General features: G+C 34.5%; 12 protein-coding genes. 9 read left to right on the top strand and 3 right to left on the bottom strand.

Features of this window, described 5'->3' with window-relative positions; genetic code table 11:
* Positions 1 to 88: 88 nt before the first annotated feature.
* Complete coding sequence (locus tag ACJJVP_RS17220; protein ID WP_405416225.1) at positions 89 to 1,513, bottom strand: L-serine ammonia-lyase; 1,425 nt, start codon at positions 1,511 to 1,513, stop codon at positions 89 to 91.
* Between the two features lie 186 nt (positions 1,514 to 1,699).
* Here ACJJVP_RS17220 and dnaK point away from each other — a divergent pair, with 186 nt between their 5' ends.
* Positions 1,700 to 3,601 (top strand): molecular chaperone DnaK, encoded by a 1,902-nt coding sequence (gene dnaK / locus ACJJVP_RS17215; protein ID WP_405415673.1) that lies wholly within the window; start codon positions 1,700 to 1,702, stop codon positions 3,599 to 3,601.
* A gap of 103 nt (positions 3,602 to 3,704) precedes the next feature.
* Entirely contained in the window at positions 3,705 to 4,631 is a 927-nt protein-coding gene (locus tag ACJJVP_RS17210; RefSeq protein ID WP_405415670.1) for a hypothetical protein, read from the top strand.
* A 3-nt stretch (positions 4,632 to 4,634) separates the two neighbouring features.
* Here ACJJVP_RS17210 and ACJJVP_RS17205 read toward each other — a convergent pair whose 3' ends face one another.
* A complete protein-coding gene (locus tag ACJJVP_RS17205; protein WP_405415668.1) occupies positions 4,635 to 5,192 on the bottom strand; it encodes a GNAT family N-acetyltransferase in 558 nt (185 codons plus the stop codon).
* Positions 5,189 to 5,833, bottom strand: a complete 645-nt coding sequence (locus ACJJVP_RS17200; protein ID WP_405415665.1) for an alpha/beta hydrolase — start codon at positions 5,831 to 5,833, stop codon at positions 5,189 to 5,191. Before ACJJVP_RS17200 ends, ACJJVP_RS17205 begins: the two co-directional genes overlap by 4 nt.
* A gap of 64 nt (positions 5,834 to 5,897) precedes the next feature.
* Between ACJJVP_RS17200 and ACJJVP_RS17195 the strand changes: the two genes are divergently transcribed.
* The 7 genes from ACJJVP_RS17195 to menA all read left to right on the top strand — a co-directional run bounded on the left by ACJJVP_RS17195 (position 5,898) and on the right by menA (position 12,231).
* Positions 5,898 to 6,320, top strand: a complete 423-nt coding sequence (locus ACJJVP_RS17195) for a PaaI family thioesterase (protein WP_036153624.1) — start codon at positions 5,898 to 5,900, stop codon at positions 6,318 to 6,320.
* 1 nt (position 6,321) lies between these two features.
* Entirely contained in the window at positions 6,322 to 7,434 is a 1,113-nt protein-coding gene (locus ACJJVP_RS17190; protein ID WP_405415663.1) for a chorismate-binding protein, read from the top strand.
* Positions 7,435 to 7,483: 49 nt separating this feature from the next.
* Complete coding sequence (menD, locus tag ACJJVP_RS17185) at positions 7,484 to 9,235, top strand: 2-succinyl-5-enolpyruvyl-6-hydroxy-3-cyclohexene-1-carboxylic-acid synthase (RefSeq protein ID WP_405415661.1); 1,752 nt, start codon at positions 7,484 to 7,486, stop codon at positions 9,233 to 9,235.
* Positions 9,236 to 9,269: 34 nt separating this feature from the next.
* A complete protein-coding gene (locus ACJJVP_RS17180) occupies positions 9,270 to 9,614 on the top strand; it encodes a DUF2853 family protein (RefSeq protein WP_405415659.1) in 345 nt (114 codons plus the stop codon).
* 93 nt (positions 9,615 to 9,707) lie between these two features.
* Positions 9,708 to 10,544, top strand: coding sequence for a S1 RNA-binding domain-containing protein (locus ACJJVP_RS17175; protein ID WP_405415656.1), 837 nt, complete (start codon positions 9,708 to 9,710; stop codon positions 10,542 to 10,544).
* 170 nt (positions 10,545 to 10,714) lie between these two features.
* Positions 10,715 to 11,323: an SPOR domain-containing protein gene (locus tag ACJJVP_RS17170; protein WP_405415654.1), complete on the top strand. Its 609-nt coding sequence runs from the start codon at positions 10,715 to 10,717 to the stop codon at positions 11,321 to 11,323.
* The gene (gene menA / locus ACJJVP_RS17165; RefSeq protein WP_405415652.1) at positions 11,323 to 12,231 is read left to right on the top strand and encodes a 1,4-dihydroxy-2-naphthoate octaprenyltransferase; all 909 of its coding nucleotides are present in this window, start codon (positions 11,323 to 11,325) and stop codon (positions 12,229 to 12,231) included. The genes ACJJVP_RS17170 and menA overlap by 1 nt, the downstream gene beginning before the upstream one ends.
* Positions 12,232 to 12,235: the final 4 nt, after the last annotated feature.

Genomic DNA, 12,235 nt, shown 5'->3' with positions numbered 1-12,235 from the left:
ATTAAAGTTAGCGGATTAAATGCAGATATAAAAAAGACCTTTATATGTGCAACTACAAAGTAAAGTATGCCTTGTTTAAAAAAAAAGGTTAGCAATCGCTCAAGAAAACACCAACTGCTAATCCGCCTTCAGAGGTTTCTTTATACTTGGAGCTCATGTCTTTTGCGGTTTCCCACATGGTCTGTACCACTTTGTCCAATGGTACTTTAGCTGCTGAAGGATCAGACCCCAAGGCTAGCTCTGCAGCATTAATAGCTTTTATGGCTCCCATAGAGTTGCGTTCAATACATGGTATTTGTACCAATCCGCCAATAGGGTCGCAAGTAAGTCCTAAATGATGTTCCATTGCAATTTCTGCAGCCATAAGTACTTGTTCTGGAGTACCGCCCAACAGCTCTGTAAGTGCTCCTGCAGCCATAGCCGATGAAACGCCAATTTCTGCTTGACAACCTCCCATTGCTGCAGATATGGTAGCTCCTTTTTTAAAGATGCTCCCAATTTCTCCTGCAACAAGCAAAAACTGTTTTACATGTTCAAAATTACCTGCGTGGTTTTCAATGACCATATAGTACATTAATACGGCAGGTATAACACCTGCACTTCCGTTAGTTGGTGCTGTGACTACACGACCTAAGGATGCATTCACTTCATTTACACTTAAGGCAAAGCAGCTTACCCACTGTAATATTTGTCTAAACTTTACTTCTGTCTGTCTTATGCTCTGTAACCACTCTTTAGGGTTGGAGTAGGGTAGGTCGCTTTTTAGCTTATTGTGCATTTCAAAAGCCCTACGCTTTACATGTAATCCACCAGGTAAAGTCCCTTCGGTGTGGCAACCGGTATACATGCATTCTAACATGGTAGACCAGATGCGATTTAATTCATGATCGATTTTCGCATCATCTCGCAAAGATCTTTCGTTCTGCAAAACCAATTCAGAAATTTTTAAATCTTCGTTTTTACAAAAATCAAGAAGTTCAGTTCCTTTTTGTACAGGAAACGGAAACTTTTCAAACATGTCAACCTTGCGTTTGGCATTTTTACGCTCCTCACTAATAACGAATCCTCCACCTATAGAATAATAAGTTTTTGAAATTTTTCTGCCCGATTTCAATTTCGCTTGAAACTTTAATCCGTTGGCATGAAAAGGAAGAAATTTTCTATTGAATATAATATGTTTGTCCGGATTGAAGGAGATACTATACGTACCATCTAAAAGTAAAACATGCTCGTTTTTAATTTTATTTATCAGAGGGTCAATAGTGTCAATAGGAATCAATTCTGGATTGGCACCTAACAGCCCTAGCATTACGGCATAGTCAGTGGCATGACCTTTACCTGTCAATGATAACGATCCGTATAAGTGCACTTCTACTTCTTCAACCTTCTCAAGATTGTCTTTAGAGTTTAATCTGGCTAACCACCGCTCTGCAGCACGCCATGGACCTAAGGTGTGTGAACTAGAAGGACCTACGCCTATCTTTAGCATATCAAAAACACTAATGCTTTCTATCTCCAAATCTTATAAGTTTTGTAGGCTAAGGTACAATGTTTTGGTAATGTATTACCATACTATATTGGCATAATTATTATGTAGAAAAGTGTATTAATGACATCATGTCAGTTTTTCTGGCTTGGCATATTGTTTGTCATTTACTAATCGATTGTAAAATAAAGCACTTAATTTAAAACATATAAAATGAGTAAGATTATAGGAATAGATTTGGGTACTACCAACTCCTGTGTTTCCGTAATGGAAGGTAATGAGCCAGTAGTAATTCCAAATGCAGAAGGAAAAAGAACTACACCATCTGTCATCGCTTTTGTTGACGGAGGTGAAATTAAAGTTGGTGATCCAGCAAAAAGACAAGCGGTAACCAATCCTCATAAAACCATTTATTCTATTAAAAGGTTTATGGGTAATAAATATTCAGAATCTAGTAAAGAGGCTGAAAGAGTACCTTATAAAGTAGTAAAGGGAGATAACGATACACCAAGAGTAGATATTGATGGTCGTTTATATTCTCCACAAGAATTATCAGCTATGATTCTTCAGAAAATGAAGAAAACTGCTGAAGATTATTTAGGTCAAGAAGTTTCTCGTGCAGTAATTACTGTACCGGCATATTTTAACGATGCGCAAAGACAAGCTACGAAAGAAGCTGGTGAAATTGCAGGTTTAACTGTAGAGCGTATTATTAATGAACCAACGTCTGCTTCTTTAGCATATGGTATGGACAAAAAAGATACCGATCAAAAAATAGTTGTTTTTGACTTTGGTGGTGGTACACATGATGTATCTATCTTAGAGTTAGGTGACGGTGTTTTTGAAGTATTGGCTACTGATGGTGATACGCACTTAGGTGGTGATGATGTAGATCAAAAAATTATAGATTGGTTAGCTGAAGAGTTCAAGTCTGAAGAGGATATGGACCTTAGAAAAGATGCTATGGCTTTACAACGTTTACGTGAGGCAGCTGAGAAAGCTAAGATTGAATTATCATCTTCTGCACAAACAGAAATCAATTTACCATACGTTACAGCTACAGCTTCAGGACCAAAGCACTTAGTTAGAACTTTGACAAGATCTAAGTTTGAGCAATTAATAGCTGATTTGGTAAAAAGAACTATAGAGCCATGTGAGACTGCTATGAAAGCAGCAGGACTTTCTAAGAGTGATATTGATGAGATTATCTTAGTTGGTGGTTCTACTAGAATACCTGCAGTACAAGAAGCTGTTGAGAAGTTCTTTGGTAAGAAGCCTTCTAAAGGTGTAAATCCAGATGAGGTTGTTGCAATTGGTGCAGCTATTCAAGGTGGTGTCTTAACCGGTGATGTTAAAGATGTATTGTTATTAGATGTTACTCCGCTTTCATTAGGTATTGAAACTATGGGTAGTGTAATGACTAAATTAATTGAGGCTAACACAACAATACCAACGAAAAAGTCTCAGGTATTCTCTACTGCTGCTGATAACCAACCATCGGTTGAAATTCATGTATTGCAAGGAGAAAGACCAATGGCAAACGATAACAAAACAATCGGTAGATTCCATTTAGATGGTATTCCACCAGCAAAGAGAGGTACTCCGCAAATTGAAGTAACTTTCGATATCGATGCTAATGGTATTATTAAAGTATCTGCAACAGATAAGGCTACGAACAAAACTCAGGATATTCGTATTGAAGCTTCTTCTGGTTTAACTGAAGAAGAAATCAAGAAGATGAAAGCTGAAGCTGAAGCAAATGCTGAATCTGATAAAAAAGCGAAAGAAACTGCTGACAAGTTGAACGAAGCAGATGGAATGATTTTCCAAACTGAATCTCAACTTACTGAATTTGGCGATAAATTATCTGACGATAAGAAAAAACCAATTGAAGATGCTTTAGCAGAATTGAAAGCGGCATATGAAACTAAAGATTTGGCTGTTATTACACCAGCTTTAGATAAAATCAATGAAGCTTGGAAAGTTGCATCTGAAGAAATGTACAAAGCTCAAGCTGACGCCCAAGGTGGTGCTCCACAAGGAGAGCCAACTGCTGACGGTGGTGCTTCTGAAGGTGATAACGTTGAAGATGTAGACTTCGAAGAGGTTAAATAATATAACTTTAAGTTGTTATAAAAAAAGGGACGGTATTTACCGTCCCTTTTTACTTTTATAGGATATTCTTTTATGCCTATTATTAATAAAGTAATTTTGTAGTATGGTTAAGAAACGACATTTTCTGTTTTTATCGGTTTTTATGGCAGCTTTCACTATTGTCAGAGGTCAAGAAATTCAAATCTTTACAATAGAAGATTTTGATCTAAAAGGTGATGTAAAAGTATGTTTGGTAAGTACCGATTATGGTAAAGAAGAATACGACTTTAATAAGAACGGGTTGCTGACCAAATCTGTTACTAGGTATAATGAAGCAGATTATGATGTTGTTTATTATAAGTATAGCAAAGGAGATCTTTTAGAGAAAAGAGCGGAATCATATAGGAACAATACTTTTGACCCAAGCACGTCTATAGCCCATTTTTATGAAATTGATTCAACTGATAATTTAACAATTCAGGAGCGTATATTTTCTTACGATAAGCAGTTTTTAGACCAGTATATATATGGGTATGATGAGTTAGATTTAGCCAGTATTGAGAGAACAAACAATGATGGTACGGATATTACTCAAGTAGAACATAAGAAGTTCAAAGGAGAAAATACCGTAACTTACTTATTAAATGATGTGCCTCTAAAATCTATTCGTACGTCAACATTGAAACCAACGAACAAACCAGCTCAACGTGTAGTTTTGACCAAAGAGTATTTAAATGGTGAAGAGAGTAGTGCTTTTGAAGAAGTGTTTAGTATGGATGATAAACTAATGGCGCAACAAGAGTTTGAATATAATTCTGAATTGAAAAATTTTGAACCAACTACCCGTACTACCTATGAATATGACGAAAAAGGTATGTTGATTGCTGAAACTGCTAAAAGAGGTGCCGGTATTATAAAGAAAGAATACATCTATCAATATGATAATTTTGAAGTAGGTAATTGGATCAAGCAAATTGTAACGCCAGATAACACCTATACCACAAGAAAAATCACTTATTATCCAGCGGATACAAAAGTTGTTGAAGAATAAAGCTTATTTATTGGTACTTAACCATTCTTCTCGCAGAAGACCATAACAGCACGTATTTCTTTTAAAACCATCTAATAGGTACACGTCTTTTCTAAGTATGCCTTCTAAGGTGCATCCTAGTTTTTCTACTGCTTTTCTTGATGCCGTATTTCTTTCATCTACACGGAATTCAATTTTTTCAAAATCCAAAGTAGTAAAGGCATATGTAAGCATCAGCTTTTTCATTTCAGTATTTAAACCTGTGCTCTGAAATTCACGTCCTATCCAAGTAGAACCAATGTGTAGTACTTTATTTTTTCTGTTGATATGCATAAAGCGGGTAGAACCTGCAAAAGTATTATGTTCTCTATCATAAATGATAAAAGGTATGCTTGTGCCTGCCGCTAATTGTTGCAATGCCGTTTCTACATAATTTTTTAATCTACTTGGTGTTTCAATATCAGAAGGGGAGTATTGAACCAATTTTTTCTGTGAAGCAATAGGAATTAGCTTTTCGTAATTTTCTAAGGTTAACGGACTCAGTATAACTCGTTCGTTTTCTAAGGTTGGTGTATAGTTCATTTTGCCAATTGATTTATTATTTCCTTTTTTACCTCGTGTCTACCATCAAAGGAGATGTTTTTAATACGGTCCCCAAGAAGTGTTTTAAGTTTGTTGTTCTCTTCTGCTAATCTATCTGGAGTCAGATATTCATCTTTGCTTCCAATTACTGAGATAATTTCGGTGTCACTTTTCAAGTGGTTAAAATCAGCTGTTCTTAATTCTCTAGGAATTCCGCCTGCGTAAAGAATCAATTTGGAACAACTTAATTTGGAATACGCCAGATAACGCAGTGCTATAGAAATACCTTGTGAAAATCCGAAGAAAACAATCTTACAATCAGACGGAAGCTTTTCATTCTCTAATACGGCATCTAAATAATTATAGAGGTTCTTGGTTTCTTGTGCCGTGTTTTCTTTTGTTAACCAACTTGCTCCTACATGCTTGTATTCATTCTTTAAATAGTATTTAGAAGGTGCTTGTGGTGCTATGATATAATTTTCTTTCTTAGGGAGTTCATTGAAATACTTTAAGAAGAATCTACTTAAGAATCCTATGCCATGAAAAACAATCCAAACTTGTTTTGTATCACTATTTAATTCATTTAAAGTTTCATAGGTATTCGTAGTTTTATAAGTAACATTTTTTATCTGGTTCTCCATAAATCTATCATTACTGTTATGCTTTTCTGTTGGTAATGTAATGCTTAATTTTACAAAAAAAAGGATGAACGACTACAAAGAGAAAATTCTAAAGATTTGTAACGAATCTTCTAAGGATACCTTAATGCAGACTTTAGAAATCGAATACATAGATGTAGGGGAAGATTTTTTGTTGGCTAAAATGCCTGTTACTCCAAAAGTGCATCAGCCGGACGGAGTTTTACATGGTGGGGCAACCGCTGCATTGGCAGAGAGTGTTGGTAGTGCGGCATCTTATGTTTTTTTAGATGGTAACAAATTTTTTGTTAGAGGTTTGGAGATTTCTGCAAATCACGTTAAAAGTGTAAAAGAAGGATTTGTTTATGCCAGAGCAACCATCTTACACAAAGGTAGAACTACCCAATTATGGGAGATTAGGGTGACCAACGAAGATGATCAACTGGTCTCTCTTTGTAAATTAACTACTATAGCATTACCTAGAAAGTAGTATGGTGCAAGATCTTTTTCATAGAGCTGAAAATTGCTTGAAAGAGCAGTTGCCGTTTGTGTTATATAGTAAACCTAATGATACTGAATTGGTAGGCGTTTTTCAAAACAACGATGACGTTCATAAGGTTATGGATTTCACGGAAACAGGATTCGTTTTTGCTCCGTTCGATGTGAATTCAGATGCTATTTTAATGAAAATGGATGCCGTAGAAAAGGTTCCGTTAATTTTAAATGACGAAATTCAGGTCAGTGAGAAGAACATACCGGAAAGTGAAGCTACAGAAAAGGAAAGATATCTTAATTTAATATCTAAAGCCATTGAGAGAATTGGTAAAGGTGATTTCAATAAAGTTGTTCTGTCTAGGAAAATAGAAGTTGATGTCAAAGATAATTACTTTGCAGTGTATCAGCGAATTCTTCAAGTATATAAAAAAGCATTCTGCTACTTTTGGTACCACCCAAAAATTGGAACTTGGATGGGTGCTACCCCAGAAATCTTGATCAAAAGTAATGGTACTCAATTTACTACAATGTCTTTGGCAGGTACACAGAATGCAATAGGTGCTAATGAACCAATTTGGGCAGAGAAAGAATTAGATGAACAGCAATTGGTAACCGATTATATTTTAGATACTTTAAAAGATGAGGTTGTTTCTCTTAGTAGTTCTGAACGAGAGTCTGTTAAGGCAGGTCAGCTTTGGCATCTTCGTACTGAAATGAAAGGCACCTTTGCACCGAATAAATTTGGTGATATATTAAAAGCACTACATCCAACACCAGCAGTATGTGGTAGCCCGTTAGAAAATGCAAAGAATTTTATTTTAGAAAACGAATTGTATGAACGAAATTTTTACACCGGATTTTTAGGTGAGCTGAATACAAAAACAGAATTGCCAAGAAATAGAAACCGCCGTAACCAAGAGAATAGTGCTTATAGAAGTGTTATGAAAACCTCAGAGCTTTTTGTAAATCTACGCTGCATGCAATTGTTCAAAGAGAAAGCTGAAATTTATGTAGGTGGTGGAATTACAAGTGATTCTATACCTGAAAAAGAATGGGAAGAAACGGCTTTAAAAAGTAATACCATGTTTAGGGTTCTAGATGGTAAATAGATACTTAAGTTTTGGGTAATGACCTGCTTTGGTCGTATTTTTGAACTACATGAAATATTCCGCTATACCTACCGCACAATCTATTGTTCAACATTGCCAGGCAAAGAATATTTCTAATATTGTAATATCGCCAGGGTCAAGAAATGCACCACTGACAATAGCCTTTGCAGAGAATCCTTTTTTTACTTGTTATAGTATAGTTGATGAGCGTTGTGCCGCTTTTTTTGCATTAGGTATGGCGCAACAATTACAAGAGCCTGTTGTAATTTTATGTACATCGGGTAGTGCCCTTTTAAATTATTATCCTGCAGTTGCGGAGGCATATTTTAGTAATATTCCGCTATTGATTATTTCTGCTGATAGACCTGTTTATAAATTAGGAATAGGGGATGGGCAAACCATTAATCAGCAACATGTATTTGAAAATCATATTAGATATTCAGCCAACTTAAAGCAAGATGTCAGTCATGCTACATCAAAGGTTTTTCAATATAGACCAGAGTGGATTTCCGATGGGGAGATAAACCAGGTTCAACAGGAAGTTCAAAATTATAATGACGGCGAATTAAATCTCGCTTTAGAGATTGCACTGACCAAGAATAGTCCCGTTCATATAAATGCCCCTTTTGAAGAGCCTTTGTATGACACACTTTCGGAGCCTACAATAGCTCCACAGATTAGTGCTCTACCTGCTGAAGTAGATATTAATGTTAATTTAGATCAGCATAAACGTATTTGGAACTCCGCTTCTCGTAAAATGATTTTAGTTGGGGTAAATAGTCCAAATATTATTTCAGATACTTTGCTAGAAAAATTAGCTAATGACCCCAGTGTTTTAGTGTTAACGGAAACAACATCTAACATTCATCATCCTAATTTTTTTAATAGTATTGATTCTTTAGTCGCGCCCATTGAAATGCATGTCGACAAAGAATTGGAATTTGAAAAATTAAAACCAGAGGTGCTGATTACGTTTGGCGGACTCATTGTTTCAAAAAAAGTAAAGGCATTTTTAAGAGATCATTCACCAGAACATCATTGGCATGTTGATGGTCAATTTGCAAACGATACTTTTTTCTGTTTAGAAGAGCACATTAAGGTTCCTGTCCATGATTTTTTTAATGAAATGTATTCGGTTGATACGACCATAAAAAGTGATTATTTTTCTCATTGGAATTTGGTAAAAGAACACTATGAACAAAAAAGAGAGGCATATTTAAAAGAAATTCCGTTTTCGGACTTTTTGGCTTTTGAACATATTTTGGCAGCTATACCTAATGATTATATGTTACAATTAGCTAATAGTTCTACCATTAGATATACGCAGTTGTTTAATGTAAACCCAACTTTAAAAGTATTTTGTAATAGAGGTACAAGTGGTATAGATGGTTGTACATCTACAGCTATTGGTGCATCATTGGTAAATTCTTCGCCAGTACTTTTTGTAACAGGTGATTTAAGTTTTTTTTATGACAGTAATGCATTGTGGAACAGTTACCTAAAATCTAACTTTAGAATTATTGTTATAAATAATAACGGTGGTGGAATCTTTAGAATACTACCTGGTAAAGAGAATTCTGACATTTTTGAAACCTATTTTGAAACAAGGCATACTTTATCGGCAGAGCATCTTTGTGCCATGTACGGATTTGATTATAGAACGGCAAAAACATCCATAGAGTTAAAAGAAGAATTAACTTACTTTTTTGAAGTATCAGGTCGTCCGCAATTACTGGAAATTACTACGCCTACATTAAAGAACGATAAAATTTTGATTGATTATTTTCGTTTCATATCTTAGTACTGTATTAACCATTAATTATAACACATTTAACATGAGTAAAAGAGACGATTTAATCGAAAAGTACGCAGCAGATTTAAAGGATAAATTTGGTGAGACTGCAGATATGGATTTGCTTAAAAAGGTAACTGTTGGTTTAGGACCATCAATTTACAATATCGATGCTTCTAAGGTATCTGGTAGCGACCAAAAGGAATTAGATACTGTAAAGAACAACTACTTGATCAAAAAATTAGGTCTTGCAGATGATTCTAAATTAGATGAAGCCATAGCAACGGTTATGGAGAAGTATGGTTCTTCTAACAGAAATAAGCATAGAGCTGTTATTTACTATAAGCTTTGTCAACATTTCAAGAAAGAGTCTGTTTACAATAAATAATCAGATGATAAATAAATTAAAGACCGTTACCTTTTTAGGTGACGGTCTTTTTTTTACGTTAAATTTTAAATATTTAAAATGTAATTTTGCAATATGATAGAATTAGGACGTATAAATAACCTTGAGATTTTAAGAGACACTAGTGTAGGTCTTTTTTTGGGTGATGAAGAAGGTAATGATGTATTGTTACCAAATAAATATGTGCCAACAGCATATGAAATAGGAGAGAAAATTAAAGTTTTTTGTTATCTAGATTATGATGAAAGACCGGTAGCAACTAATTTAGAGCCAGACATTATGCTGGGTGAGTTTAGATTGTTACAGGTAGCTGAGGTAAATGAATTTGGCGCATTTATGCAATGGGGCCTTGAAAAACACCTTTTGGTTCCTTTTCGCGAGCAGCGCGTTAAAATGAAGGAAGGGCAGTGGTATGTGGTTCATTGTTACTTAGATGATCGTTCTGGCAGGTTAGTTGCTTCAAATAAATTAGATAAGTTTTTAAGCAATGATAGTATTGATCTTAAAGAATGGGAGAAGGTAGATTTAGTAGTAACTAGACAAACAGATTTAGGTTGGGAAGTTATTGTAAATGAAAAACATAAAGGCCTCGTTTATTTTAACGAAGTTTTTAAACCAATTAATATTGGTGATGTGATACCTGGTTGTATCAAGACTATTAGAAAAGATAATAAATTAGATATTTCTCTTCAGCCATTAGGAGCTAAAGTTTTGGAGCCTGCAGCAAAAAAAATATATGAAGTTCTTGTAGAAAGTGGAGGTTTTTTAGGTTTACACGATAAATCTTCACCTGAAGAAATTAGAGATGTTTTTCAAATGAGCAAGAAGACATTTAAGAAAGGTCTAGGTACACTCTATAGAGAAAGAAAAATAAAATTGGCGTCTGATGGAATCTCATTGTTAGATGATTAAGGTTTTAAATGTAGGAAAAATCTTATGGTGTTGATTTTCAGTAAAATATCTTAAATAATGTTCTTGTTTTTTGTGATACTTTACATTTAATTTTATTTTTGTTCTAAATGAAAAGTTATTAACAATTTTTAACTTACATTTAAGTTTTAAGCGTAAAATTACCCCTTTATATGCCTTTTATAGAAGAAAGCGATTTACTAGAATTACATAAAGACGTTGATAAAGCACAAATTATCAATGAGCGTTTATTGGATCAGATAAAATTCAAGAACAAAGAATTAAAGAAAAGTAAGATTCAACGTAATATTTTAGCTGGTATTACTGCTTTTTTTATAATTGGCGGTTTAGCTTTTACCTCGTATACTGCTGGTATTTCAAGTTCAGGTGGCTTTAGTAGAAATACATCAAACGATTTGGTTTTAACTTCTATCGATAGTGTAGATGCAATTAGAACTCGTTTAGAGAATTTGAAAGAACAAAATGAAGAGTTAAGCCTTGTAAAAGAGTTTTATTTGGCAAAGGAATTTTTACAAAAAGAAAAGATATATTCTGTTCAGGTAAAATCTTTTGTAGATAATAATGTCACTTTGGCTTCTGAAGCGTTGACGAATACGCTCTTCGTTAAAACCAACCCTTTTTATTCTTATTCACTGGGTAATTTCGAAACTTTAGAAGAAGCTCAATCTTTTAGAAAACAGTTGGTGGACATTGGGTTTGGAGATGCTTTTGTAGCTTCGTACCAAGATGGTAAAAGAATACAAATAGAAGATCCCTTTTAGTGGTTAAAGTTAAAGCTTGGCTCAACGCAGCAAGACTTAGAACGCTTCCCTTATCAATTTCAGGTATTCTTGTAGGTACTGCCATGGCAGCATATCACGGAGTTGTTGATGCTGGTATTTTTGTTTTAGCTATCTTAACAACTATAGGCTTGCAGGTGACTTCTAATTTTGCAAATGATTACGGTGATGGTGTAAAAGGTACGGATGGGGAAGATAGATTAGGACCTAAACGAGCACTACAAAGCGGACTGTTAACCGCAACGCAATTAAAATTTGGTATATATATCAGCATTATTATAAATGCAATTCTCATAATATCTTTAGTCGTAATTTCTTTCGGTTTAGCAGAAGTGTTATACCCTGCTTTGTTCCTGCTATTAGGTGCGTTTGCAATTTGGGCTGCAATTAAATATACAGTCGGTAAATCTGCTTATGGATATAACGGTCTTGGAGATATTTTTGTATTTCTATTTTTCGGATTGGTCAGTGTTTTAGGTTCTATGTTTTTATATTTAAAAGCGTTCTCATTTATGACAGTCCTTCCTGCTGTTTCTATAGGTTTATTGAGTGTAGGTGTCTTAAATCTTAATAATATGAGAGACATTAGATCCGATACTGCGGTAGGTAAAAATACACTGGTTGTAAAAATAGGATTGAAAAAGGCTAAAATCTATCATTATTTATTGTTGGTTATCTCATTTTTAAGCTTGTTTTGTTTTCTAATTGCAACAAATGGCTCGCACATACGTTATGTATGTCTTGTAGGCTACGTTATGGTATTTATTCATTTAAGAAAAGTAGCAGCTACAAACAATGAGGCAGAACTTGATCCAGAGCTTAAAAAGTTGGCTTTAAGTACCTTTTTTATAGCATTGTTGTTTTTTATTAGTTATTATTATTTTTTGTAATTTT

It is taken from the genome of Maribacter sp. Asnod1-A12, from assembly GCF_045063735.1.
Lineage (GTDB): Bacteria > Bacteroidota > Bacteroidia > Flavobacteriales > Flavobacteriaceae > Maribacter.
The sequence above is the reverse complement of the archived record's forward strand: the minus strand, read 5'-3'. Positions and strand labels throughout refer to the sequence as shown.